Genomic DNA, 25,065 nt, shown 5'->3' with positions numbered 1-25,065 from the left:
TTAACACTGGTTAACGTCATCGGCGACAAGGCGAGAGGCATGCGGCGATTTCCGGACGATCTCGCCATGACTGCTCGCGTCGGTCGTCCGTGGCGGCGACGCAGTGTCGATGCGGGCGGCGCCGGCGATGCAAAGCGGAAAAGCGGCACGCGATTGCTCATGTTGACTGCCCGCATCGCGAAATGCCGGCCCGCTCGATCACACATCCGGCTTCGCGGGCCCTGCTTCACGCGTTTCGCGTCATGTTTCATTTGATGTGCGACGTGCGGTGTCCAAGATCCAAGGTCACCGCCATCATCGCCCCATCACGCCCCCGTTCGCCGCATCTTCCCGCCCCCTACAAAAAAACCGCCGCATCGAGCGGCGGTTTCTCAATCAATCGCTCGGTTTCGAGCCTCCCGGCAATCATTCGTCGCTGTCGTCTTCCTCGTCGTCGGCGGACAGGTTCGCCGCCGGCGTTCCGTACTTCGCGACGAGCGCCGTCTTGAACGACTTCAGCGACGGCTGCTCGTCGAGCAGCTTGTACAGCGCGGCAAGTTGCACCGGCCAGTCGTGCAGCTCTTCCGCGAACACGCGCAACCGCTCGACCGTATCGAGCGCGTCGGCCTCGCGGCCGTCGAGCGCCTGCAACACCGCATAGCGGCGCAGCACCGTCTCGCCGGGCAACAGCGCGATCGCGCGCTCGTGCGCGGCGAGCTTCGCCTGCAAGTTGTCGCGCGAAATCGCGAGCAGCGTTGCCGCGCCGTAATCGCCCCAAGCACCGAACAGGAACGACGGTTGCTCGCGGTATTGCTCGGCCGGATTCGTGCCGTAATACAACACTTCGGCCCGCTGGTAGTCGCGCAGCACCGGATACAGCGACGCGAGCCCCGCCACCGACAGCGCCGCGAACAGCGCGAACGCCGCACGGCCCGGCAGCATGCGCAGCGGCTTCGTCTCGAGCAGGCCGATCACGAACATCACAGGCAGCAGGAAAAACGTGTACTGCTGCGGATACTCGACGAGCGCGTGCATCAACACGATACCGACGAGCGCGAAGCCGAACACGCGGCTCTCGGCATGCGGCGCGCGCAGCGCACGCACGAACCACGCGACGAGCGCGACGAACAGCACGCCGAGACCGAGCAAGCCGGATTTCGCGAGCAGATCGATGAAGATGTCGTGTGAGTTGTTCGCGATCTCGACGCCGCCCAGCCTGCGCACGAGCTCGAACTGATGAATCGGGAATTCGCCCCAGCCGACGCCGAGCAGCGGATGCTCGCGGAACATCGTGAGGCCGTACTTCCAGAGCGCGAGACGCGGCGCGATCTGGCCGGCGTCGCGCATGCGCTCCGCAGCCGATTCCGCGAGACCGAGATGGTAGTGGGCATTCGCCCAGCGCACCGCGACGTTGACCGCGACGAACAGCGCGCCGAGCACGACGGGAATCACCCATGCGCGCGCGCGGCGCGCGGCCGGATCGCGCCGCGTCTGCGCGAACGCCATCCAGAAGCCGGCGACGACCATCACGCCGACCTGCAGCCATGGCCCCCGCGACACGGTGAGCGCGAGCCCGACGGACAAGAGCACCGACAGCGCCGCCCACGCGAGCGCCGGCATCCGCCGCGTCTGCACGAGATAGAGCGCGCCCGCGAGCGCGAACGCGATATAGGTCGCGAGATGGTTGGCCTGCGCCATGTTGCCGTACGGACGGCGGTCGACCGTCACACCGTACGACACGACGAACGGCGAGAACATCGTCTCCAGATGGAACAGTTGCACGAACTGGCACGCGACCGCGACGACGCCGCCGATGATCGTCGCGCCCGCGATCATTCGCGCGACCACGTCGACCATGTTCGCGCGCGCGAGCGCATAGCCGGCCTGCATCGCGACGAGCGCGCCGAGCAGGTAGCCCATCGCGAGCCAGTTCATCGAAGGCAGGCGCAGCGGCAGCAGCGCGATCTGCGCGAGCAATACCGCGCCGAATCCGAGCGGCGCAACGAGCGCCATCGGCGCCGCGAACGGTTGTCGGGCGCGCTCGGCTTTCACGAGCAGGACGACGCTCGCGCCGAGCACCCAATACAACGCGAACGCAGCGAATTCGGAATAGAAGGTCGGGATCGGGTAAGTATGATTCGTGATCGCGTACGGCAGGATCAGTGCGACGGCGAGCGCGATCAGCGATAAAGAACGCAGAAAAGAGGAAGGCATGAGCAAACCGGGTGTCAGCAACCGGCGCACTATACAAAAAAAACCTCCCGCTGTGCGGGCGCTGGCGCCCGGCGCACACGGACAACGTGGAACGCACCATCGCGGTGCAAGGGCGTCGCACCGCGCGCGGCTCCACCCGGCGGCGGATCGCCGCCATGTCGCGCAAGTCCCGTGCCCGGCGATCGCTCCGTCGCGTCGCCGGGCGGTTGCGCCGCTTCGTCGCGGCCCGCAGCGTTGACTTCACGCGCGACACTCGGGCGGCGCGAGCTTGCCTGCCAGCGTCGGCGCATCGGTCGGCATCGGTCCGGCGCCCGGTGCGGGCAGCGACGACGACGCCTTGTCGCCGGCAAAGCACTCCCACGTGATCGTCCCCGCCTGGATAACACCCTTCGACAGCGCAACCCGCGCCGTCGGCGTGTCCGCCTGATCCGGCACCGACGGCACGAGGACGAGCGTATTCGCGCCCGCCGCCGCGACGCGCGCCGTGAAGGCGATGGCGATCTGCCCCGTGTCGTCGTCGATGCGGATCGATTCGACGTTGCGCGTGGCGGGCGGCGACACATAGCCGCCCGAGAATCCGTTGCCGCTCGCCGCGTTCTCGGCGACCGCGAGCCGCGCGGATGCGGCGAGCGCGAGCCCCTCGCCGACCCGGCTGCGCGCGAGGTAATCCTGATACGCGGGAATCGCGTACGCGGCGACCACGCCGACGATCGCGAGCACGATCATCAATTCGATCAGCGTGAAGCCACGGCCGCGCATCATGCGCCGGGACGCGCGCCACGCCCGGCGCACGCCGCGCGCAGCGCGCCTGCATTGAGGCAAAAGCGGCGCAATCGCCAGTGAAACGGAAAGAACTTCGCTCATGACAGGCTCCGAAAACGAAACACGCCTGCCGAATCAGGCAGGCGTGTCGATCGTAGCCAGCGGACAGCAAACCGGGCAGTCGGCCGGATGGCCGACGCCGCGCTTGCGCATCGGTCAGTGGGAATTCGTCACGTTCGATGTCGCGCGCCGCTTCTTCAGCGCGTAGCCCGCGATCACGACGAAGAGCGCGCCCGCGGCGCTCGCGCCATAGATCGCGGCGGGCGTGTCGAGGAGCGGCCAGCGGTCGCCCGCCGGATCGTTCACCATCAGGCCGCCCGCGATCCAGCCGAGCAGCGCGGCGCCGAACGTGATGAAGATCGGAAAGCGGTCGAGCAGCTTGAGTACGAGCGTGCTGCCCCAGACGATGATCGGGATGCTGACGAGCAGGCCGAAGATCACGAGCGCGATCCGGTGGCCGGGATCCGCCTGCTCCGCCGCGCCCGCGATCGCGATGACGTTGTCGAGGCTCATCACCGCGTCCGCGATCACGATCGTCTTCACAGCCTCCCACAACTTGTCGGCGGGCCGGATGTTCTCGTGCGCGTCCTCGGCGGGCGCCACCAGCCGCACGCCGATCCACAGCAGCAGCACGCCGCCCGCGAACTTGAGGAGCGGCACGTCGAGCAGCAGCACCGCGAACGCGATCAGCACGACGCGCAGCGCGATCGCGCCGGCCGTCCCCCACAGCACGCCGCGCACGCGCTGCTGCACGGGCAGGTTGCGGCACGCGAGCGCGATCACGACGGCGTTGTCGCCGCCAAGCAGGATATCGATCACGACGATCTGGACGACGGCGCCCCAATGGAGCGAGGCAAAGAATTCGAGCATGAGAACGAAGCAGAGGAAGTGGGACCGGCGGGCGTCGGCGTGCGTTCCGCCCGCGACGGGCCGCCCGACGGGGGGCCTTACGAAACGATTGCGCGAGCATAACAAAAAACGCCGGCGGAACCGGCGTTTTTTGTGGCGATGGAACCGGCGCTTACAGCGCGGCCTTCAGCAGGCGGCCCATTTCCGACGGATTGCGCGTGACCTTGATGCCGCACGCTTCCATGATTTCCAGCTTCGCTTCGGCCGTGTCCGCACCGCCCGAGATCAGCGCGCCGGCGTGGCCCATGCGCTTGCCCGGAGGCGCCGTGACGCCCGCGATGAAGCCAACGACGGGCTTCTTCATGTTGTCCTTGATCCACTGCGCCGCGTTGGCCTCGTCCGGACCGCCGATCTCGCCGATCATCACGACCGCGTCCGTATCCGGATCGTCGTTGAACATCTTCATCACGTCGATGTGCTTCAGGCCGTTGATCGGGTCGCCGCCGATGCCGACCGCCGACGATTGGCCAAGGCCAAGCGCCGTCAGTTGCGCGACCGCCTCGTACGTCAGCGTGCCCGAGCGCGACACGACGCCGATGCGGCCCTTGCGGTGGATGTGGCCCGGCATGATGCCGATCTTCAGCTCGTCCGGCGTGATCGTGCCCGGGCAGTTCGGCCCGAGCAGCAGCGTCTTGCGGCCTTCGCGGCGCATGCGGTCCTTCACTTCGATCATGTCGCGCACGGGGATGCCTTCCGTGATGCAGATCGCGAGATCGAGATCGGCCTCGACCGCTTCCCAGATCGCCGCGGCGGCGCCCGCGGGCGGCACGTAGATGACCGACACGGTCGCGCCGGTTTCCGCCTTCGCTTCCTTGACGCTCGCGTAGATCGGAATGCCTTCGAAATCTTCGCCGGCGCGCTTCGGGTTCACGCCCGCGACGAACGCTTCGCGGCCGTTTGCGTATTCACGGCAGGCGCGCGTGTGGAACTGGCCGGTCTTGCCGGTGATGCCCTGCGTGATGACCTTCGTGTCTTTGTTGATCAGAATCGACATGTAATGACCTCTGTTCGATCGGCGTCGCGAAAAGAAACCGCGCCGCCATGCGTGTTCAATGTTGCGCTCGGAAAAACGCGGGACTGCCCGAGTCTTCCCGCCCCGCTTCGGGGCCTGGCGCGCGGCGCCAGGGATGCAGGCGCTCGTTACTTGCCCGCAGCAGCCGCGACGACCTTCTGCGCCGCTTCTTCCATGCTGTCCGCCGAGATGATCGGCAGGCCGGATTCCGCGAGCATCTTCTTGCCGAGGTCTTCGTTCGTGCCCTTCATGCGCACGACGAGCGGCACGTTCAGGTTCACCGCCTTCGAGCCGGCGATCACGCCTTCCGCGATCACGTCGCAGCGCATGATGCCGCCGAAGATGTTCACAAGGATGGCCTTCAGGCCCGGGTTCTTCAGCATCAGCTTGAACGCTTCGGTGACCTTCTCGGTCGTCGCGCCGCCGCCCACGTCGAGGAAGTTGGCCGGTTCGCCGCCGAACAGCTTGATCGTGTCCATCGTCGCCATCGCGAGGCCCGCGCCGTTCACGAGGCAGCCGATGTTGCCGTCGAGCGAGATGTACGCGAGGTCGAACTTCGACGCTTCGATTTCAGCCGGATCTTCTTCGTCCAGATCGCGGTACGCGACGATTTCCGGATGGCGGAACAGCGCGTTCGAATCGAAGTTGAACTTCGCGTCGAGCGCGATCACCTTGCCGTCGCCCGTCAGCACGAGCGGGTTGATTTCGGCGAGCGACGCGTCCGTTTCCCAGAACGACTTGTACAGGCCCTTCAGGATTTCCCGCGCTTGCGGAATCGACGCATCCGGCACGCCGATCTTCTTCGCGAGATCGTCGGCTTCGGCGTCCTGCAGGCCCGTCGACGGCTCGACCGCGACCTTGTGGATCGCTTCCGGCGTCTTTTCCGCGACTTCCTCGATGTCCATGCCGCCTTCGCTCGACGCCATCACGACGACCTTCTGCGACACGCGATCGATCACGATGCCGACATACAGTTCCTTCTTGATGTCCGCGCCTTCCTCGATCAGCAGACGGTTGACCTTCTGGCCTTCCGGGCCCGTCTGGTGCGTCTTCAGCTGCATGCCGAGGATCTGGTTCGCGTACTCGCGCACTTGGTCGAGCGACTTCGCGACCTTCACGCCGCCGCCCTTGCCGCGGCCGCCCGCATGAATCTGGGCCTTGACGACCCAGACCGGGCCGCCCAGCTCTTCCGCCACCTTGACGGCCTCGTCCACCGAGAACGCCGGCTTGCCGCGCGGTACCGCGACTCCGAATTTCCGCAGGATTTCCTTACCCTGGTACTCGTGAATCTTCATGCGTGATTCCTTCAGTCTGTGAGTTGGCTAAAAAAGTCGATTGACGATCGCTTCTTCTGACGATTCAAGCGTTCGCCCTCATTCCTTCGCACTGTCCGAGCCCTCGCGCGCGGGGCGGCTCGCGCCGTACCAACGCGGATAGAACTGCCGTACCGCTTCCCCGTCGAACCGCAGCGCGTGACAGCGGCCGAGCTGGAACGGCGGCTCGCCGGCCGCGCGGTTGCGCCCGTTCGCGCCGTCGCCCGACAACTCGTTCACGTTCCACACGTCGCCCGCGAACGCCTGAATCGCGGCCGTCGGCAACACCGCGCACAGCTCGGTCAGATGCGAGCAGCCGGCGACGCCGGACAGCAGCCGGGAGACGTCACGACGGAAATGGCGGAAAAGATTGAGTCCGATGAGGACGCGGTAGGCGGGTTTGGCGGCTTCGCATTGGCCTGGGTAGGGCACCCAGTCCGACGACGCATCGGCGTCGACGATATTCAGTTCCCGATCGATCGTCACGCGCAGCCAGAGCTCGTGGATCGGCAGGCCGTTCGGTCTGACGCCCGACGCCAGCGTGACGTCGCGAGGCTTGTGATCGGTCAGGCAGGCTTCGATGTCCCACAAGCCGTCGGCACGCTCGTAGGCTTCCGCTCGAATTGCGCGGCGATGGCGCAACTGTCGGGATACGGGCTCGGGTAGCGGCATGCGGAAAGTGAAGCCGAAGAGGGAAACTCGGCGATTCTAACATATCGTCCGCGCCTGCCCGGTCTGGCCCCGTGCGGGTTTCAAGGGGTTTGGGGAGATTGGGCGGCAATCGGCAATCGGCAATCGGCAATCGGCAATCGGCAATCGGCCGGGCATCGTAGCGGTTTGCACGGCCGTTGCAAGGCTTTCTCGCGAAACGCCCGCCCCGGCTCGATGGTCAGCCCGGACTTCAGCCGATGGAGACCAATCAGCGAAATCACGGCGATTGAGCGGGCTTGCCCCGCTCAATCGCCTCCGAATTCGTCGACGTCACCTTTCAGCAGCTTCGCGACCGTCGCGCTCGAGAAACCGCGCATCGCGAGAAAGCGCGCTTGCTTCGCGCGCTCCGCCGGCGTTTGCGGCGCCGCGCCGAACTTCTTGCGCCAGACCGCGTGCGCGCGCTCGAACTCGCTCTCGCGCAGCCGCGATCCGACGGACTCGACTAGCGCGTCGCCGACCGCGTGACGCTTCAATTCGCTGATGATGCGCGCAGATCCGACGCGCGACGCGCGGCGATGCACGAGACTTTCGGCGAACCGCGAATCGGACAGCCAATTTTCCCGCTCTAGCGCATCGAGCAGCGACTCGATATCGTCGCCTTCGCCCGCGTACGGCGCGAGCTTGCGCGCAAGCTCCGCGCGACTGTATTCGCGGCGCGACAAATAGGCGACCGCGCGCCCTTTCAGCGTCCGCGCCGGACGTTGCGATGCCGACGAGCGTTGCGCATCGTCCGACGCGGGCGATTCGGCATGGCGCGGCGATGCGCCTCGCCGCGACCGGCTCCCGGCCTGGCTCGTGCGCGTATAGACGTCGCCGGCGACTTCCCCCCGCTCTGCGGCGGACGAGAAACCCACCGCCGCACGCGAACGCTCCGCGGCGCGAGAGCCGCGAGCCCGGCCACCGTCAACCGCATCGCGACGCGCGTCGCCGCCGCCACCTGCGCGATCCGCACCATCCGCACTTGCCGGCGCACACCGCCGCGCGACATCGTGCGCATCGAACGATTCATATGGGTCGAACGGCTCGGCCGCTTCAAACGCAACCGATCGCCGAAAGGAAACGAGGGCATCGTCGGATGCCCTCGCTGCCGGGCGGCCGGCCGGCCGCCCCTCGCCCGAAACCGTCGGGTGCGTTTCACGTTCGGCGTGAGGTTCGTCGGCGGACACAGCCCGCGCACCGCGCCCCGCCTGTTGCGAATCCGCGCCCTGCCGGTTCTTGCGCATTACTCCTCTTCGTCCATGATCTCGGCTTCGGAACCGGCGTCCTGCGGCATCACGGCGACACCAAGCGACTCGCGAATGCGATTCTCGATCTCGCGCGCGATTTCCGGATTCTCACGCAGGAATTCGCGCGCATTGTCCTTGCCCTGGCCGATCTTCTCGCCGTTATAGCTGTACCATGCGCCCGCCTTGTCGACGATCTTCGCCTGCACGCCGAGATCGATGATCTCGCCCTGGCGCGAAATGCCTTCGCCGTACAGGATGTCGAAGATCGCCTCGCGGAACGGCGGCGACACCTTGTTCTTGACGACCTTCACGCGCGTTTCGTTGCCGATCACCTCGTCGTTCTTCTTGATCGAGCCGATCCGGCGGATGTCGAGACGCACCGACGAATAGAACTTGAGCGCGTTGCCGCCCGTCGTGGTTTCCGGATTGCCGAACATCACGCCGATCTTCATCCGGATCTGGTTGATGAAGATCACGAGGCAGTTCGTGCGCTTGATCGAGCCCGTCAGCTTGCGCAGCGCCTGCGACATCAGGCGGGCCTGCAGGCCGGGCAGCGCGTCGCCCATCTCGCCTTCGATTTCGGCCTTCGGCACGAGCGCCGCGACCGAGTCGATGACGATCATGTCGATCGAGCCCGAGCGAACCAGCGCGTCGACGATTTCAAGCGCCTGCTCGCCCGTGTCCGGCTGCGAGATCAGCAGCTCCGGCACGTTCACGCCGAGCTTCGACGCATACTGGACGTCGAGCGCATGCTCCGCGTCGATGAACGCCGCGGTGCCGCCGAGCTTCTGCATCTCGGCAACCACCTGCAGCGTGAGCGTCGTCTTGCCGGACGATTCCGGCCCGTAGATTTCGACCACGCGGCCGCGCGGCAGGCCGCCGACGCCGAGCGCGATATCGAGACCGAGCGAGCCCGTGGACACCACCTGGATATCCTCGACCGCCTCGCCGTCGCCGAGCCGCATGATCGACCCTTTGCCGAACTGCTTCTCGATCTGCGCGAGCGCGGCGGCAAGCGCCTTGCTCTTTTCGGCAGTCAGCCCGGAGCCTTTCTTGCTTTCTTCCATGAATCGTCCTTTGCTATGATGAGCAGCGTCTGATACGGACGCACCGGCTTCGACACGACCAGCAAGCCGTTAGGTGCGCGAATGCAGACACTGTATAAAAAAACAGTGGTTTATGCAAGCCCGCGTTGCAGGCAGGCATCGCCGCATATTTCGGAGACAGCCGCGCGCAGCGCCATTGCCGCGGAGCGGCAACCGGTTGCGCATCATGCGAATTCTCATCGCCGAAGACGACAGCATACTCGCGGACGGCCTCACCCGGTCACTCCGCCAATCGGGCTATGCCGTCGATCACGTGAGGAACGGCGTCGAGGCCGACACGGCCCTGTCGATGCAGGCTTTCGACCTGCTGATCCTCGATCTCGGCCTGCCCAGAATGCCCGGCCTCGACGTGCTGCGCCGCCTGCGCGCGCGCAATTCGAACCTGCCCGTGCTGATCCTGACGGCCGCCGACAGCGTCGACGAGCGCGTGAAAGGGCTCGATCTCGGCGCCGACGACTACATGGCGAAGCCGTTCGCGCTCAACGAGCTCGAGGCGCGCGTGCGCGCGCTGACGCGGCGCGGCGCGGGCGGCGGGCCGACCGTCGTGCGGCACGGCTCGCTGTCGTTCGACCAGGTCGGCCGGATCGCGTATGCGAACGACCGCGTGCTCGAGCTGTCCGCGCGCGAGCTCGGCCTGCTCGAAGTGCTGCTGCAGCGGATCGGCCGGCTGGTATCGAAGGAGCAGCTCGTCGATCATCTGTGCGAATGGGGCGAGGAAGTCAGCAACAACGCGATCGAGGTCTACGTCCACCGGCTGCGCAAGAAGATCGAGCCGAGCGGCGTGCGGATCACGACCGTGCGCGGCCTCGGCTACTGCCTCGAGAAGGCGGCGCCCGCGCCCGCGAGCGACGCGCCGACCGGCGCCGCGCCGCCGCCGGCCGAAGCCGGCGCGAGCCAGTCGCTGCGCTAGCGCCGCCCACGAGCGAGCGGCCGAAGGCCATGCCGGTCCGTTCCTTCCACGCCGCGCACCGTGCGGCCGCCGCGGCGCCCGATGCGGACGCCGCGCGCGACGCCCGCTACGAGAACCCGTTCGCGCCGCCGGACGAAACCGACCCCGCCGAAGGCCCTCGCCCCCGCTCGCTGTTCGGCGAGATTCTCGACTGGATGCTCGCGCCGCTCCTCCTGCTGTGGCCGATGAGCATCGCCGTCACCTATCTCGTCGCGAAGACGATCGCGAACGGCCCGTTCGATCGCGCGCTCGAAACCGACGCGTACGTGCTCGCGCGGCAGATCGCGCCGGTCAACGGCGTCGCCGAACTGAAGCTACCGCAGGCGACGCTCGACTTCCTGCGCGCCGACAACGTCGACAACCTCTACTTCCAAGTGCTCGGCACGCGCGGCGAGCTCGTCGCGGGCGAAGCGGATCTGCCGCTGCCGCGCGACGACGACCGGCCGCCGCCCGGCGTCGTCGTATTCCGCGACGATCTGCTGCGCGGCAACGACGTGCGCGTCGCGTACACGAGCGTCGCGCTGCCGGGCGCGACGGGCTCGCAACCCGTTCTCGTGCAGGTCGGCGAGACGCTCGACAAGCGCAACGCGCTCGCCAACGACATCATCAAGGGCGTGATCCTGCCGCAGTTCGTGATCCTGCCGCTCGCGATCCTGCTCGTCTGGTTCGGGCTGTCGCGCGGGCTCGCGCCGCTCACCGCGCTGCAGGCGCATATCCGCGGCCGGCGCCCGGACGACCTGTCGCCCGTCGAGGCGCGCCGCGCGCCGCCCGAGATCGAGCCGCTCGTCACGTCGTTCAACGATCTGCTCGCGCGCCTCGAGCAGAACATCACGCTGCAAAAGCGCTTCATCGCCGACGCCGCACACCAGATGAAGACGCCGCTCGCCGGCTTGCGCACGCAGGCCGAATTCGCGCTGCGCCACGAGGTGCCGGACGACGTCGCGCGCTCGCTCGAGCAGATCGCGACGAGCTCCGGGCAGGCGGCGCGGCTCGTCACGCAACTGCTCGCGCTCGCGCGCGCGGAAAACCGCGCGACAGGGCTCACGTTCGAGCCCGTCGAGATCGCGTCGCTCGCGCGGCAGGCCGTGCGCGACTGGGTGCAGGCCGCGCTCGCGAAACAGATGGACCTCGGCTACGAAGGCCCGGACGCCGACGCCGCGCCGCTGCGCATCGACGGACATCCGGTGATGCTGCGCGAGATGCTCGGCAACCTGATCGACAACGCGATCCGCTACACACCGACGGGCGGCCGCATCACCGTGCGCGTGCGCGCCGATCACGCGGCGGGCGTCGTGCATCTCGAAGTCGAGGACACCGGCCCCGGCATTCCGGCGAACGAACGCGAGCGCGTCGTCGAGCGCTTCTACCGCATCCTCGGCCGCGAAGGCGACGGCAGCGGGCTCGGTCTTGCAATCGTTCGCGAGATCGTCGCGCAGCACGGCGGCACGCTGACGATCGACGACAACGTGTATCAGACGTCGCCGCGCCTCGCGGGCACGCTCGTGCGCGTGAGCGTCGGCTTACGGGAAGGGGCCCCGGAATAACCCTAGGCGAAGCCGCCGCCCGCCCCTCCCCATAGGCGCAAAACAGAAAATTGCCATCAAATTAAAAGACAAAGAAAGACGAAGATCGACATAACGCGCAAATTGACGATGCGCGATTTTGACGCGGCGAGTCAGTGCGCCGTAAGTTTGCCCTCCAATAATCGACTCGGAGCCGCCCTCCCGAGAGGGCGCGCGACCTCTATATCAAAATTGGAGACATTCATGGCAACGGTTGGCGGACAAATTGCGCACGCGCCGATGACGGGCGACGAAAAGCGCGTGATCTTCGCATCGTCGCTCGGCACCGTGTTCGAGTGGTACGACTTCTATCTGGCCGGCTCGCTGGCGGCCTACATCAGCAAGAGCTTCTTTTCCGGCGTCAATCCGACCGCGGCGTTCATCTTCACGCTGCTCGGCTTCGCGGCGGGCTTCGCGGTCCGGCCCTTCGGCGCGATCGTGTTCGGCCGCCTCGGCGACCTCGTCGGCCGCAAGCACACATTCCTCATCACGATCGTGATCATGGGGATCTCGACCTTCGTCGTGGGCTTCCTGCCGGGCTACGCATCGATCGGCATCGCCGCGCCCGTGATCTTCATCGCGATGCGGCTGATGCAGGGCCTCGCGCTCGGCGGCGAGTACGGCGGCGCGGCGACCTACGTCGCCGAGCACGCGCCCGCGCATCGCCGCGGCTTCTATACGTCGTGGATCCAGACGACCGCGACGCTCGGCCTGTTCCTGTCGCTGCTCGTGATCCTCGGCGTGCGCACCGCGATCGGCGAGGAAGCGTTCGGCAACTGGGGCTGGCGCGTGCCGTTCGTCGCGTCGATCCTGCTGCTCGCCGTGTCCGTGTGGATCCGCCTGCAACTGAACGAGTCGCCGGTGTTCCTGCGGATCAAGGCCGAGGGCAAGACGTCGAAGGCGCCGCTCACGGAAGCGTTCGGCCAATGGAAGAACCTGAAGATCGTGATCCTCGCGCTGATCGGGCTGACGGCCGGCCAGGCGGTTGTCTGGTACACGGGCCAGTTCTATGCGCTCTTCTTCCTCACGCAAACGCTGAAGGTCGACGGAGGAAGCGCGAACATCCTGATCGCGCTCGCCCTTTTGATCGGCACGCCGTTCTTCGTGTTCTTCGGCTCGCTGTCGGACAAGATCGGCCGCAAGCCGATCATCCTCGCCGGCTGCCTGATCGCCGCGCTCACCTACTTCCCGCTCTTCAAGGCGCTCACGCACTTCGCGAATCCGGCGCTCGAGGCGGCGACGCAAAAGGCGCCGATCACCGTGGTCGCCAATCCCGGCGAATGCTCGTTCCAGTTCAACCCGGTGGGCACGGCGAAATTCACGTCGTCCTGCGACATCGCGAAGAGCGCGCTCGCGAAATCGGGCCTCAATTACGAGAACGTCGCCGCGCCGGCGGGCACGCTCGCGCAGATCAAGATCGGCGACACGGTGATCGACACGTATGACGGCAAGGCGGCCGACGCGAAGGACAAGGCGAAGGCATTCGACAAGACGCTCGCGTCGACGCTGAAGACGGCCGGCTACCCGACCAAGGCCGATCCGGCGCAGCTCAACTGGCCGATGACGACGGCGATCCTCGCGATTCTCGTGATCTACGTGACGATGGTGTACGGGCCGATCGCGGCGATGCTGGTCGAGATGTTCCCGACGCGGATACGCTACACGTCGATGTCGCTGCCGTATCACATCGGCAACGGCTGGTTCGGCGGCTTCCTGCCGGCAACCGCGTTCGCGATCGTCGCGGCCAACGGCGACATCTACTCGGGGCTCTGGTATCCGATCGGCGTCGCGCTCATCACGTTCGTGATCGGGCTGCTGTTCGTGAAGGAAACCAAGGATTCGAATATTTACGCGCAGGATTGAGGACGGGCGGGGCGCGGCGGGCTGCGGCGCGAGTGATGCCTCGGAGGGAGGGACGTCTAGCCCGTCGACCGTTGGGCGACGGCCGGCGCCGGTTGGCGTCGGTTGGCCAAGCGGCTCGTCGATCGACAGCCGGCGCTTCGGGCGATGACTGGAGACGCACCCGCCCTCGCCGCGACGCCCTCCACTTTCTTGAAGGAATCGACAAAAAGGGCTTGACACATCCAGGATCGATCTCCATAATTCCCCTTCTGTTGGCGAATTAGCTCAGTCGGTTAGAGCGACGGAATCATAATCCGCAGGTCCGGGGTTCGAGTCCCTGATTCGCCACCAAATGCAAAAAGCCCTGTAAGTCCCTGGACTTGCAGGGCTTTTTCTATTCCCGGCTGGCGAAGCGACTTCAAAACTCGACTTCACGGGTTATTCGCCACCAATGCCGACCCCGCGCCTGGCCTCCCGGCTGCATCGCAGCCGCTATGGCGTCTTTCACTTCCGCTTTATCCTTCCCCCTGCTTTCGCCGCTATCTGCAACCGGCGCGAAATCTGGCACTCATTGCGGACACGCGACCCTGACAAAGCTAAACTTCTTGCCTACGTGCTGAATGCAAAAGTGAGTGCCCTGCTGATGAGCAAGCCCGATCCCGAACTGGTTAGGAAACTGCTGAACACCCCGGCAAGCGAGATCAAGAAGAACGCCCTTGACTTCACGCTCCACGGCGTGAAAGTCGGCGGCGTGCAAATCGAACGGATCGAACTCGATAACTCCACGCCCGAAGCGTTGGAACGGGATCAGGCTGCATTGAACGCGTTCATCGCAACGCACTCACCTACTCCCATTGCAGTCATCGACCCGGAAGAGGTCTCACGCCAAGCCGCCGAAGCCGCAAATCTTCGCCCGACATACTTGGCGTCGAAATCCCCTGAACTGGCCGAATGCGTCAGGCAGTATCTGACCGCCCACGTTGGACTTTCGCCCGCGAGCAGGAAAGACTACACAAACTGCCTGAACCGCTTTGCGGCTTGGGCCAGCGAAGTAACGCCGATCCAGATGCTGGACCGCAACGACCTGCGGCAATACTTTGAATACCTGTCCTGGCTGCCGACGAACTACGAAAAGCGCAAAGCCAAGGACTTCGGCGGAATGGATGCAAAGGAGTTCGTCAGGCGCGCGATAGATAGCGGCATTCGCCCCAGGGACGCCATCAGTGCTACGACGCAGAAGGTTCAGCAGGTAACGTTGAACGGCTTCTTTCAGTGGCTGATTGATACCGGGATTTACAAAGGCGACAACCCGGCCCGCGCCCTCGTCAAACTGACCAAACAGCAGCGCGAAAAGGAAGCGGCAGGCAGCGGCTATGAGCAGTTCACGCCGGAAGAGCTCGGGAAGATTTTCGATCCGGCCAACTTCCTGCCATTCGCCACGCGCCCAGAGGATTACTACTGCACCCAGTTGGGGCTATACACCGGGGCTCGGCTGGAAGAACTCTGCCAGTTGAGAGTTGACGACATTTTCAAGGAAGGCGGATTTACCTTCCTTCGCATTCGCCCCGATCATACGGGCGATGACGCGACTGAAACCCGCGTTAAGAACACCAACAGTGTGCGGAATATCCCACTCGCTAAGGCCGTGCTTGCGACATCTTTCTTGGAATGGGTTGAAGCGAGAAAATCAGTAGGGAAAATACGCCTTTTTGATCTGAACCGGGATCATATCGGCAAACATTCAAAGAACATATCCCGCAGGTTCGGCGAATATGGTCCCAGCGGATTTCCTCACTGGAGTTCCGCATTCAATTTGCGTTTATTCGCGCCGGCGACAAGACAGCGTGTCGCTCGACACTCATTCGGAAGATGTCGCACGGGAACAGCATCGCCGGACGCGGCCTTCATCACAGATGCGCCGTGGAAAACCGGCCGTCGACGACCCATCACATCGCGCGCCGAACCGGAATCGTTGCGTCAGGCATTCACCCTACCGACTCCTGCTCCCCAAAAATCAAAGCCCCTGGAATCGACCGATCACCAGGGGCTTCTCTCTTCACTACCCAGCCAGCCACTTGGCGCACCATCACCGCGCACAAGTCACCACCACCCAGCCGCCATCCATCGAAACGCCCGACCGCCATCACCGCCGCAATCAAGCGATCCGAGTCGAACAAGAAGCCCACGCTCGCCAGAGCCTGAATCCCTTGCCAAGCCGCGATCCCGGTCCCCGTTCCGGGCCCTCGGCTTGCGATGCCGGCCCCTTCGCCTTCGACCGTCGCCCGCGGTACGCCGCGGCCGACGCGGCGGCTTGCGCCGCACCTCTCCAATCGAAGACGAAAGACCTCGCGCACCGCCGCCGATCGTCGCCCGAAACGGGCGGGCCGGCGACACACTCGCCCCGCGTCAGTTGACCTGCAACAGCCCGCCGCGCCCGAGTCGGCCGCGGCGCGCTACCCCTCGTGCTATTTCGAGCCCGCGCGATACCCGCCGGAATTGCGCCGCGAGCCGGTGATCCGCATCAGCCGCGCATCGCTGTTCCGATTGCGGATCGACGTGATGACAAAGCAGTTCGACTGCTGCACGGCGAGACGCAGCGGCAAATCGAAGCTCGCTACCTTCGTCGCGCCGTCGAACCAGCCCCACCAGTCCGCATTGCGGCCGTCGTCGACCGAGATCGCGCCGAGCGGGGACACGACGCCTCCGCAAACCGCAAAAGAGGCGGCCGGCACCGTGGTGGCGGCCGGCTCGAGAATGAGCGGATGGGAGAAGACGGTCTTCATGCGGATATTGGCGTCGTTGGTCTTTATTTTCGGCGGATCTTTGTTTTCGATTTACGCGCTCCGTCCCCGTTCGCGCGAACCGCGTCAAGCCACTCCAGCAAAGCGCGCGATGAGTTGGTCTCCTGCGATCGCCCCGCTAACGCCGGCACCCGATCAATACCAATACCAGTCCGGCTGTCGCCGGACACCGAGGTACGGATAGCCCGGATGCCAGTAGCCGGACTAAACGTCACGCCTTGGCGTGCGTCATCTGTAATCATCTTCATCCGCGCTTGTCCGCGCGGGGCCTGCTTGAGCAGTTTCTTGGATTCCATGTCGCCGCGCCCCGCCGCGCTCGACCGCCACCTGTCGCCCTCGCGCGCGCCAGAGCCTTTCTCTTCGAAGCCGATCAGATAGAAGGCGCCAAGCGCGTTCTGCACCCGCAGGTTGCCGTGTTCGGCCGCCGCGCGCATCCGCGCGGACGCCTGACAGCCGTCTTGCGTCACGCCGTCGCCGCGGAAATGGCGCAGACCCAGGCCGCAAGCCGCCTTCGCGCTCCGTCTTCGCACGCTCCTTCCGCGCCGCGATCCGCAGCCCTTCCTGATCGACATCGTCGTTCTTCAGCTCATAGGACACCTGATTTTCAGGCCGACCGGAACAACCGTGACCGCCGCCGATCCGCGACCACGTCGCTCGTCGGCGGATTCTGCGCACAAGCGGCCAGCAACAGCAACAGCAACAGCAACAGCAACAGCAACGATACGCACAAACGGCAGCGCTTTTCGGCGCGACCTCGAGTCATTTCCGCACCGCAATTGAAATCGCTCGAATCCGCGCCAAGCCACTCCGCCTCACGCGGCAGGCACGACGCCGCCGTCATCGGGCGCTGATGCCGCCCAGCCTCTCTCAGGTTCCCTTTGTCGAATCGTTCGGCCCGATGCCCCGTTTCTTGTTTCGCATCGGCAGCCGGCATCGCCATGCATCGGGCGTCATCGGACATGACGCATCGAACAATGGTGACGCGAAACGTCATAATAATGCAGAAAATTGGCATGTCAAGCCAATCCATACGAAACAAATTTGCATATCGCGTCACATTTGTTATTCTTCCACCCAAAACCACCGAGGAGCGCACCGAGATGACTCAGCCCGATTCGGCCAACGCCGATTTGATCACCGCCACCAGAGTCCGGGATCTCCTCACTCGGACGGGCATTGCGCCGCGCAGTCACAACACGACGATCGCCAACATCCTCGGCCTGAGTTTCTCGGTCGTCACGCGCAAGATGAAAGGACAGATTCCATGGAATCTGTCGCAGCTTCAGGACATCGCGTCGTACTTCGGCGTACCGCCCGCGATCCTGCTCGACGACAAGGGCGTCCCGCCGAATCCGGCCGTCGACATGCGCGACGCGACGCTCGTCATCGAGACGCGGCGCTTCCGCTGCCGCGCGGCGATCTCGACAAAGGCGAGCAGCCAGGCGGATTCGGATTTCGTCGCGCACCAGTGGCAGGACAGCTGGGTCGTCTACGAGAAGAAACACGCGCCCGAGGGCCGCGCTTATCCGGTCGACGTGATCGAGTTGCGCTCGAGCGAAAGCAGCGCGTACGAAGTGCGGATCGCGGTGGTCGACGATTCGCCCGACGTCGCCGAAACGATCTGCGAATACTTCGCCGAAAAGGGCGTCGCCGCGATCGCGTATTACGACAGCGCTTCGTTTCGCAAAGCACTGGAGGTCGAGGACTTCGACGGCTACATTCTCGACTGGATGCTCGGCGCGGAAACCGCCGCCCATCTCGTGCGCGGCATCCGCGCGAGCGAAAATGCCGATGCGCCGATCTTTCTGCTGACCGGCAAGATCTCGACCGGCGAGGCGAGCGAAGACGAGATCGCGGACATCGTGTCGAGCTTCAATGCCCGCTGCGAGGAGAAGCCGGTCAGACTGCCGATCCTGTTCGCCGAGGTCGCGCGCGCGCTGAAGATCGCGTATCCGCCCAATGCGCAGGCGAGTTGAACCATCACGTTGCGAGGACAAACCATGCGAATTTCGACGAACTGGATGAAGAGCCTGATGCTGGCGCTGCTGCTCGGCGTCGCGCTCTCGTCTTACGCGGCCCCGTTCAAGTTCACCGTCGACGGCAACATCACGCAGACCAACCAGACAGGGCGCCGCACGTACGTCTTCTCCGAACAGGCGCTGATGGCGTTGCCGCAACATTCGATCACGACCTCCACGAGCTGGACGCCGAAGGCGACGTTCACCGGCCCGCGCCTGAGCGACATCCTGAAGACTGTCGGCGCGACCGGCACGCAAATCGAGTTTCATTGCATCGACGAATACACGTTCACGATTCCCGTCTCCGACGCCGACAAGTACGGCGTGATCCTCGCGCGGACGATGAACGGCAAGGTGCTCGACAACAACAACTACGGGCCGCTGTGGATCATGTATCCGCGCGACCAGTTCCCCGATGAGCTGAAGACGCCGATCAGCGAAGCGAAATTCGCATGGCAGATCATCGGACTCACGGTGAAATGAGCCGGGTCAAATGGCGAAACGAGAAGATCATCGTCGCCCTGGGGTCCTTGTGGATTCTGGGCTTCGCCGCTTGGGCGTTCCTGCTGTTCGACCTGCTCGGCACGTCCGTCAAGGAAGGCATTCTGGAAGGCCCGCGCGAGGGCGTGTTCTGGACTGCCGCGCAATACCGGAACTCGTTCAGCCGGTTCGAGCGGCAACTGATTCTCTACGCGACCCGCCAGGACCGCGACTTCGACAACGTGCTGCTTCAGCTCGACAGCCTCGAAGCGTCGTTCGGCTTCCTCGAGCGGCCGTCCGAAGTCTCGGCGTACTGGCTGAGCATTCCGAAGGCCCGTGACGACATCGCCGAGCTGTCCCGCTTCATGGCGACCCTGCGCCGCGACGTTCCGGCGCTGGGCGCGCGCGCGGGCGACTCGAGGCGCGTGCTGGAGGACGTCGCCCGGCACTGGCCCAAGGTGAACGCGCTCGCGAATTACTTTCGCGCGATCGAGATGGAACAGCGCGACTTCACGTTTCATCAACTGAAGGAAAAGCGGCGCGCGATCGTCATGCTGGGCGGCGTGCTCGGCGTCATTCTCGGCGCGCTGTTTCTGCTGCTGTTCTACACGATACGCACGCGCGGCAGTCTGCTCGAGCAGCAGCAGGCGGCGCTCGACGCGCAACGCAAGGCGTCCGATCGCGCATTCGAGATGATCGCCGCGAAGAACGCGTTCCTCGGCATGGTCAGCCACGAGCTGCGCACGCCGTTGCAGGCGATCTGCGGCTCGATCGAGGTGTTGCTCGCGCGGCCCCAGTCCGACGCGAACATGAAGACGATCAAGCGCCTGCAGAACTCGGCCGCGTCGCTCGAAGCGCAGGTGAAGGACCTGACCGACTACATCAAGCTCCGGTCGACGAACCGATCGGTTCAGTCGGACCCCGTCGAGATTGCGCCGCTGCTCGCCGACGTCCTCGATCCGTTGCGCGGCAGGATCCGCGACAAGCATTTGAACGCGTCGCTGCGCGTCGAGCCGCCCGATCTCGTCGTCAAATCGGATCGCAAGCTGATCCAGCAGATCGCGTCCAACCTCGTCGAAAACTCGATCAAATACACGAACAGTGGGACGATCGCGATCTCGGCGGAGCTGGCCGGCACGCCCAGCAATCGAACGATGCAAATCGCGGTGCGCGACACCGGCGTCGGCATCGCGAAGAATCTGCTGTCGAAGATCTTCGAGCCGTTCTTTCGCGTGAACGATCCCGGCGTTCGTCACGTCGACGGCATCGGAATGGGGCTCGCGGTCGTCCAGGAGCTCGTCGTCGCGCTGCGCGGGCACGTCGATGTTCGCAGCGTCGTCGGCGAGGGCAGCGAATTCGTCGTCACGCTGCCGGTCGAACTGCCCGGCAGCGCCGACGCGCCCGACGACGACGCGCCGCCGTCATTGCAAACGACGCATCGCGATCTGCACGCCCTCGTCGTCGACGACAACGAGAACGCGCGCGAGACGTTGGGCGCGATGCTGACGGCGCTCGGCATCCGGGCGGACCTGCGCGGCACCGGCAAGGAAGGCCTGCGGTGCTTCGGCGAATGCCAGCACGACATCGTCGTGCTCGATCTGGAATTGCCCGACATCAGCGGCTTCGAGGTGGCCGAGCAGATTCGCTGGGCGACATCGCCCGACGCGGCGAAGAAGACGACGATACTCGGCGTGAGCGCGTACGAATCGGCGATGCTCAAGGGCGATCACGCGGTCTTCGATGCATTCGTCCCCAAGCCGATTCACCTGGATACGCTCAACGGCATCGTGAGCCGGCTGCGCAGCTGAGAAGCGGGGCCGCGCCCGCCGTCGGGCGTCGGGCGGCGTTACCCGATTCGACACGCGTTCGACACGCCCGCGGCGACGCGTGCCGCACGCGTCCGCCGCCCGCCTGCCCCGCGCCGCTATGCCGCGACCTGCCCGCGCCGCGCCGGCTTCTCGCGCGCCGCGACGCCGCCGCGCCAGTCTTCGCCGCCTTCGAGCGCGGGCGTCGAATCGAACAGCTCGGCGATCCAGTCTGCGAACACGCGGACCTTCGCGGACAGGTGCCGGTTGTTCGGATAAACGATCGAGATCGGCTTCGGCTTCGGATTCAAGCCCGGCAGCACCTCTTTCAGCGTGCCGTCGAGCAGGTGCGGCAGCACCATGAAGAGCGTCGGCTGGATCATCCCGAAACCCTCGACGCCGCATGTCACGTAGGCATCCGAATCATTGACGGTCACGCCGCCCTCCATCCTGACCTCGACCGGCTTGCCGTCGATCACGAACACCCAAGGCACCGGCCGCGAACCGTGGCTCGCGCGAAAATTCACCGCATGATGCGCGGCCAGTTCCGCGATCTCCATGGGTTCGCCGAAGCGCTTCAGGTAGTCGGGCGACGCGCAGGTGACGCGCTTGAGCATCCCGATGCGCCGCGCGACCATCGAGGAATCCTCGAGCGGCCCGATGCGGATCATGCAGTCGATCCCCTCTTCGACCGGATCGACGGGGCGATCGGACAGCCCCAGATCGAGCACGACGTCCGGGTAGCGCTGGCGGAAGATCGGCAGCGCGGGAATCACGAGCCGCCGGCCGAGCGAGCTCGGCATGTGCACGCGCAGCGCGCCGCTCGGCTTGCGCTTGCCGACCTGAAAGCTCGCGTCCGTCTCCGCGATCTCGGTGATGATCTTGATGCAGTGCTCGTAGTACGCGGCGCCCTCCGGCGTCAGAGACAGCCGGCGCGTGGTCCGGTGCATCAGGCGCGCGCCGAGCAGCGCCTCGAGATTCTGGATGATCGTCGTCACCGACGCGCGCGGCATCCCGAGCGTCTCCGCGGCCCGCGTGAAGCTGTTCGCCTCCACCACGCGGGTGAAGACTTCCATTGCCTGAATGCGGTCCATGCCGTCCCCCTTCGAATCGCCAACAGGACAGAATAAAGCACGCGAGTACCCGGATTCAAGCCGCTTCGCGACTATTCGCTTTCGCCGAATAGTCCGGCGTTGCGCGCGCCGCGCGCCGCGCGCCGCGCGCCGGGCACCGGGCACCGGGCACCGATGCCGATGCCGATGCCGACGCCGATGCCGATGCCGATGCCGATGCCGATGCCGATGCCGATGCCGATGCCGACATTATCGAAATCGCCCGCGCGCACGCGCCGACCGTTCGCATCTCGAATCAACGCACGAATCGCAATGTGTGCTCGGTCGGCCCCGGCAGCAGCGGCAGCGGCTCGCCCTTCACCCATGCGCGATGCCCCGCGAGGAAGAACGGGCTGAGCGGATGCCCGCTCTGTCCGCCGGGCATGTTGAAGCGGCCTTGCGCCTCGCGCCCCGGCGCCACGACGATCCGCTCCGATTGCCCGAACTTCGGCGCGGCGACGCGCGGCATGTTCGCGTCGCCCGGCACCTGATCGGCCGGCGCGGACAGCCAGCGTCCGACAAACGGCACGCTGCGCGCGAACGGATGCGCGATCCGCAGCGTGTTGCGCTCGCCCCAGGTTGCGTCGGCGAGCGATGCGCCATCGGCGGTCAGCGCCTCGATCGTCCGGTCGATCGCCGCGAGCTGCACGTCGCGCCAGCTCGCGGCGTCCGCGGGCAGCCACGCGGCCGGCTGCTCGTCGAGCAGCCGCGCGATCACGGCGGGCCAGCGCGAATTCGCCAATGCGTAATCGGCGTCGTGCCGTTGCTGCTTCAGGCGCGCGTCGAGGCTGCCGAACAGCACGTCGTAGAGCCGGTACAGATAGCCGCGCACGAGCGTGTAGCCGACCGAGTCGACGCTCGCCCGCCCCGTCCAGCCGCTCGCGAGCAGCCGGCGGAACTCCGCGCGCGCCGGATGGCCGGCGAGCGCCGCTTCGTCGAGCACGCGCAGCGCCCGATCGCGCCAGAGCGACATGAACAGCGCGCGATCGTCGAGATCGAGCCCGTACGCAGCGCGCTCGTCGGTGCGCCCGAGCGCCGTCAGGCCGTCGCGCAACTGGCGCGCGCGTGCGCCGAGATCCGCGCCGCCGTCGCCGATCAGCCGGTATGCGTCGCCCGCGAGCTGCCGGTTGTTCGCGCTCCACAACTGGCCGCCGGCGGGATCGACGATGCGCGGATGCGCGTCGGGCGGCAACTCCGCCTGCCACGACGGCGCGCCTTTGCCGGGCGCGTCGGCCTCGACGCGCTTGCGCCGATCGGGCAGCGCGCCCGCGACCGTCCAGCCGATGCGCCCCGCGCTATCGCCGATCACGATGTTCTGCGCGGGCAGGCCCGCCGCCGCGGCGACGCCGAGCGCGTCGCCGACGCCCGTCGCATCGATCATCTTCGCGAAGGAGAGATTCGCCGCGCCGCTCGCCTGCGCGATCCAGTGCGACGCATAGACCTTGCCGCCGATGTCGAGCACCGGGCCCGCCGTCGTGTCGAGCACGGTCAGCGCGACGGGCGCCGCGCCGTGCACGCGTATCGTCTCGACGGTCGCGCGCGCGGTCTGCCATGCGCCACCGAGCTTGAAGCGGTTCGGATCGCGGGCGTCGCGCTCGAGCGGCAGCAGTTCGAGGCAATCCGCATAGCCGTTCGTGAAACCCCACGCGATGCGCCCATTGCTGCCGACGACGACGACGGGCAAGCCGGGCAGCGTCATCCCGACGACACGCACGGCCGGCCCCGCGCCGCCGCCGCCGAGCTTGAACATCGCGCGATACCAGATGTTCGGCAAGCCGAGCGACAGATGCATGTCGTTGCCGACGATCGCCGCACCGCTCGCCGTGCGGTTGCCCGCGAGCGCCCAGTTGTTGCTGCCAACCGACGATTGCGCGTCGATCGACACGCTGTCGATCGGCGCCGCGGGCCGCGCGTCGCGCAGCCAGGCCGGCGCGGTCGCGCTCACCGGCGCGCCGGGCGCGGCGATGCCAGGCGCATCGAGCGGCGCATCGAAGCGGCTCGACGGCGGCAGCAGAAACGCCAGCTGCCCGGGCGTCGAATGCGCTTGCAGCCAGCGCCGCGCGAACGCGCGCGACGCGAGCTTGCCTTGCAGGTCGAAGTACATCGCCCAGATCACGAGCAGCGAATCCTCGGGCTGCCAGCGCCGCGGCCGCATGCGCAGCAGCGCGTATTCGAACGGCCGCGCGCGCAGCGCGGCGAGCCCGTCGTTCACGCCCTGCGCGTAGCGCTGCAGCACGAGCAGATCGTCGGGCGGCAGATGCGCGACGACGGCGGCCGCGAGCGCGCGAAAACGGTACAGGCGATGGTCTCGATCGACGTCGAGCGCGACCGGCCCGAACAGCTCCGACAACTCGCCCGCGCCGCTTCGGCGCAGCATGTCCATCTGGAAGAACCGGTCCTGCGCATGCAGATAGCCGATCCCGTAAGCGGCGTCGAACCGGTCGCGCGCGGTGATCGTCGGCACGCCGAGCGCATCGCGCTCGGCCGTCATCGGCGCGCCGAGCATGGGCGCGCGAACGTCGCCGTCGAGCTGCGGCAGGCTCGCGCGCAGGTACGCGGCGGCGCCGGCGATCGCGATCAGCAGACCGAGCAGAGTCAGGGCCGACAGGATCTTCAGAGAGCGCCGCATGCGGTTCCGGGTCGAAGCCATGGTGTGCGCGAATCCGTGAGGTTGGGCCGGCGCGCCGCCGTCCGGCCTACTGGCGGCGTGCGGCGATCCGCCGGCAGGTGCGGCGGCGCGCGCCGCTCGGCTCGTGGGCATCGGCCGTTTCGAACCGCGAGATCGCCTCGCGTATCGTCTGCGCGACCCGCCCCCGAATATTCGGCAGCGGCGGCGCGTCCGTCAAGGCGTCGCCTGCGTTGACCGCGCGCCCGATCGCGCGTGCGCCCGCATTCGCCGGCAGGCGCGCGGGCGTCCGCGCCTGTCGCCTGTCGCCTGTCGCCTGTCGCCTGTCGCCTGTCGCCTGTCGCGCATATCGGCATTCAACATTCGCATCCGTTCCCGTACGCGCGCGAAAATCCGCCGATATTCGGCCGGCCCCGCCGGATATTCAATTCGATGGTCGACGCCCGCGCGCGTCGATACGGGCGGAATAACAAACGGTTGCGATAATTCGCGGTTGCGTCGAAAATCGCCGGACATGAATCCGGGCCCGACGGCGACGCCCCCGCAATCGCCGCGACGCCTGGTTTCGGACGTGAAAA

18 protein-coding genes, 1 tRNA gene and 2 pseudogenes are annotated in these 25,065 nt (G+C 66.1%); 8 read left to right on the top strand and 13 right to left on the bottom strand.

Features of this window, described 5'->3' with window-relative positions; translation table 11 throughout:
- Nucleotides 1-405: 405 nt before the first annotated feature.
- The 8 genes from BTH_RS15510 to recA form a co-directional block, all read right to left on the bottom strand.
- Nucleotides 406-2,193, bottom strand: coding sequence for a PglL family O-oligosaccharyltransferase (locus BTH_RS15510; protein ID WP_009892793.1), 1,788 nt, complete (start codon nucleotides 2,191-2,193; stop codon nucleotides 406-408).
- Nucleotides 2,194-2,433: 240 nt separating this feature from the next.
- The gene (locus BTH_RS15505) at nucleotides 2,434-3,057 is read right to left on the bottom strand and encodes a pilin (RefSeq protein ID WP_009892794.1); all 624 of its coding nucleotides are present in this window, start codon (nucleotides 3,055-3,057) and stop codon (nucleotides 2,434-2,436) included.
- Nucleotides 3,058-3,171: 114 nt separating this feature from the next.
- Entirely contained in the window at nucleotides 3,172-3,885 is a 714-nt protein-coding gene (locus BTH_RS15500; RefSeq protein ID WP_009892795.1) for a TerC family protein, read from the bottom strand.
- A 151-nt stretch (nucleotides 3,886-4,036) separates the two neighbouring features.
- Complete coding sequence (sucD, locus tag BTH_RS15495) at nucleotides 4,037-4,918, bottom strand: succinate--CoA ligase subunit alpha (protein WP_009892797.1); 882 nt, start codon at nucleotides 4,916-4,918, stop codon at nucleotides 4,037-4,039.
- 146 nt (nucleotides 4,919-5,064) lie between these two features.
- On the bottom strand, nucleotides 5,065-6,246 hold the full coding sequence (gene sucC / locus BTH_RS15490) for an ADP-forming succinate--CoA ligase subunit beta (protein WP_258007048.1): 1,182 nt from the start codon (nucleotides 6,244-6,246) through the stop codon (nucleotides 5,065-5,067).
- Nucleotides 6,247-6,309: 63 nt separating this feature from the next.
- Nucleotides 6,310-6,921 (bottom strand): DUF2889 domain-containing protein, encoded by a 612-nt coding sequence (locus BTH_RS15485; RefSeq protein ID WP_011401826.1) that lies wholly within the window; start codon nucleotides 6,919-6,921, stop codon nucleotides 6,310-6,312.
- A 284-nt stretch (nucleotides 6,922-7,205) separates the two neighbouring features.
- On the bottom strand, nucleotides 7,206-8,183 hold the full coding sequence (gene recX, locus BTH_RS15480) for a recombination regulator RecX (protein ID WP_011401825.1): 978 nt from the start codon (nucleotides 8,181-8,183) through the stop codon (nucleotides 7,206-7,208).
- Nucleotides 8,183-9,253: a recombinase RecA gene (recA, locus tag BTH_RS15475; protein ID WP_009892802.1), complete on the bottom strand. Its 1,071-nt coding sequence runs from the start codon at nucleotides 9,251-9,253 to the stop codon at nucleotides 8,183-8,185. The genes recX and recA overlap by 1 nt, the downstream gene beginning before the upstream one ends.
- A gap of 205 nt (nucleotides 9,254-9,458) precedes the next feature.
- On the opposite strand from recA, the gene BTH_RS15470 reads away from it, so the two are divergent.
- From BTH_RS15470 to BTH_RS31130, 5 genes are all read left to right on the top strand, one after another.
- Nucleotides 9,459-10,202, top strand: a complete 744-nt coding sequence (locus BTH_RS15470; RefSeq protein WP_025369554.1) for a response regulator transcription factor — start codon at nucleotides 9,459-9,461, stop codon at nucleotides 10,200-10,202.
- Between the two features lie 29 nt (nucleotides 10,203-10,231).
- Nucleotides 10,232-11,785, top strand: coding sequence for a sensor histidine kinase (locus tag BTH_RS15465; protein ID WP_009892804.1), 1,554 nt, complete (start codon nucleotides 10,232-10,234; stop codon nucleotides 11,783-11,785).
- Nucleotides 11,786-12,007: 222 nt separating this feature from the next.
- Complete coding sequence (locus BTH_RS15460; protein WP_009892806.1) at nucleotides 12,008-13,666, top strand: MFS transporter; 1,659 nt, start codon at nucleotides 12,008-12,010, stop codon at nucleotides 13,664-13,666.
- A gap of 253 nt (nucleotides 13,667-13,919) precedes the next feature.
- Nucleotides 13,920-13,996 (top strand) — tRNA-Met (locus BTH_RS15455).
- 100 nt (nucleotides 13,997-14,096) lie between these two features.
- Nucleotides 14,097-16,160 (top strand): DUF6538 domain-containing protein, encoded by a 2,064-nt coding sequence (locus BTH_RS31130; RefSeq protein WP_009892808.1) that lies wholly within the window; start codon nucleotides 14,097-14,099, stop codon nucleotides 16,158-16,160.
- Here BTH_RS31130 and BTH_RS15440 read toward each other — a convergent pair.
- Nucleotides 16,114-16,428: pseudogene (locus BTH_RS15440) on the bottom strand (hypothetical protein); the annotation flags it as partial. The gene BTH_RS31130 and the pseudogene BTH_RS15440 sit on opposite strands and share 47 nt — an antisense overlap.
- A gap of 153 nt (nucleotides 16,429-16,581) precedes the next feature.
- Nucleotides 16,582-17,158: pseudogene (locus BTH_RS34800) on the bottom strand (sel1 repeat family protein).
- 388 nt (nucleotides 17,159-17,546) lie between these two features.
- On the opposite strand from BTH_RS34800, the gene BTH_RS15425 reads away from it, so the two are divergent.
- The 3 genes from BTH_RS15425 to atsR are packed head-to-tail and all read left to right on the top strand — an operon-like array spanning nucleotide 17,547 to nucleotide 20,752.
- Entirely contained in the window at nucleotides 17,547-18,422 is an 876-nt protein-coding gene (locus tag BTH_RS15425) for a helix-turn-helix domain-containing protein (protein WP_009892813.1), read from the top strand.
- A gap of 24 nt (nucleotides 18,423-18,446) precedes the next feature.
- Nucleotides 18,447-18,947 (top strand): molybdopterin-dependent oxidoreductase, encoded by a 501-nt coding sequence (locus tag BTH_RS15420; protein WP_009908504.1) that lies wholly within the window; start codon nucleotides 18,447-18,449, stop codon nucleotides 18,945-18,947.
- On the top strand, nucleotides 18,944-20,752 hold the full coding sequence (gene atsR / locus BTH_RS15415; RefSeq protein ID WP_011401822.1) for a hybrid sensor histidine kinase/response regulator AtsR: 1,809 nt from the start codon (nucleotides 18,944-18,946) through the stop codon (nucleotides 20,750-20,752). Before BTH_RS15420 ends, atsR begins: the two co-directional genes overlap by 4 nt.
- Before the next feature lie 116 nt (nucleotides 20,753-20,868).
- Here the strand turns inward: atsR and BTH_RS15410 are convergent, their stop codons facing one another.
- The 3 genes from BTH_RS15410 to BTH_RS15400 all read right to left on the bottom strand — a co-directional run bounded on the left by BTH_RS15410 (nucleotide 20,869) and on the right by BTH_RS15400 (nucleotide 24,511).
- Complete coding sequence (locus BTH_RS15410) at nucleotides 20,869-21,843, bottom strand: LysR family transcriptional regulator (RefSeq protein WP_009892817.1); 975 nt, start codon at nucleotides 21,841-21,843, stop codon at nucleotides 20,869-20,871.
- A gap of 71 nt (nucleotides 21,844-21,914) precedes the next feature.
- On the bottom strand, nucleotides 21,915-22,121 hold the full coding sequence (locus tag BTH_RS33635) for a hypothetical protein (protein WP_144411080.1): 207 nt from the start codon (nucleotides 22,119-22,121) through the stop codon (nucleotides 21,915-21,917).
- The gene (locus BTH_RS15400; protein ID WP_011401821.1) at nucleotides 22,118-24,511 is read right to left on the bottom strand and encodes a penicillin acylase family protein; all 2,394 of its coding nucleotides are present in this window, start codon (nucleotides 24,509-24,511) and stop codon (nucleotides 22,118-22,120) included. The genes BTH_RS33635 and BTH_RS15400 overlap by 4 nt, the downstream gene beginning before the upstream one ends.
- Nucleotides 24,512-25,065: the final 554 nt, after the last annotated feature.

This window comes from Burkholderia thailandensis E264 (assembly GCF_000012365.1).
Taxonomy (GTDB): domain Bacteria; phylum Pseudomonadota; class Gammaproteobacteria; order Burkholderiales; family Burkholderiaceae; genus Burkholderia; species Burkholderia thailandensis.
The sequence above is the reverse complement of the archived record's forward strand: the minus strand, read 5'-3'. Positions and strand labels throughout refer to the sequence as shown.

Coding starts and splice junctions, on each gene's coding strand:
- BTH_RS15500 (WP_009892795.1), bottom strand. CDS start 3,885: ATGCTCGAATTCTTTGCCTCGCTCCATTGGGGCGCCGTCGTCCAGATC.
- BTH_RS15420 (WP_009908504.1), top strand. CDS start 18,447: ATGCGAATTTCGACGAACTGGATGAAGAGCCTGATGCTGGCGCTGCTG.
- BTH_RS15485 (WP_011401826.1), bottom strand. CDS start 6,921: ATGCCGCTACCCGAGCCCGTATCCCGACAGTTGCGCCATCGCCGCGCA.
- BTH_RS15425 (WP_009892813.1), top strand. CDS start 17,547: ATGACTCAGCCCGATTCGGCCAACGCCGATTTGATCACCGCCACCAGA.
- BTH_RS15510 (WP_009892793.1), bottom strand. CDS start 2,193: ATGCCTTCCTCTTTTCTGCGTTCTTTATCGCTGATCGCGCTCGCCGTC.
- BTH_RS15410 (WP_009892817.1), bottom strand. CDS start 21,843: ATGGACCGCATTCAGGCAATGGAAGTCTTCACCCGCGTGGTGGAGGCG.
- BTH_RS15505 (WP_009892794.1), bottom strand. CDS start 3,057: ATGAGCGAAGTTCTTTCCGTTTCACTGGCGATTGCGCCGCTTTTGCCT.
- BTH_RS15470 (WP_025369554.1), top strand. CDS start 9,459: ATGCGAATTCTCATCGCCGAAGACGACAGCATACTCGCGGACGGCCTC.
- recA (WP_009892802.1), bottom strand. CDS start 9,253: ATGGAAGAAAGCAAGAAAGGCTCCGGGCTGACTGCCGAAAAGAGCAAG.
- atsR (WP_011401822.1), top strand. CDS start 18,944: ATGAGCCGGGTCAAATGGCGAAACGAGAAGATCATCGTCGCCCTGGGG.
- sucD (WP_009892797.1), bottom strand. CDS start 4,918: ATGTCGATTCTGATCAACAAAGACACGAAGGTCATCACGCAGGGCATC.
- BTH_RS15460 (WP_009892806.1), top strand. CDS start 12,008: ATGGCAACGGTTGGCGGACAAATTGCGCACGCGCCGATGACGGGCGAC.
- BTH_RS15465 (WP_009892804.1), top strand. CDS start 10,232: ATGCCGGTCCGTTCCTTCCACGCCGCGCACCGTGCGGCCGCCGCGGCG.
- recX (WP_011401825.1), bottom strand. CDS start 8,183: ATGCGCAAGAACCGGCAGGGCGCGGATTCGCAACAGGCGGGGCGCGGT.
- BTH_RS15400 (WP_011401821.1), bottom strand. CDS start 24,511: ATGGCTTCGACCCGGAACCGCATGCGGCGCTCTCTGAAGATCCTGTCG.
- BTH_RS31130 (WP_009892808.1), top strand. CDS start 14,097: ATGCCGACCCCGCGCCTGGCCTCCCGGCTGCATCGCAGCCGCTATGGC.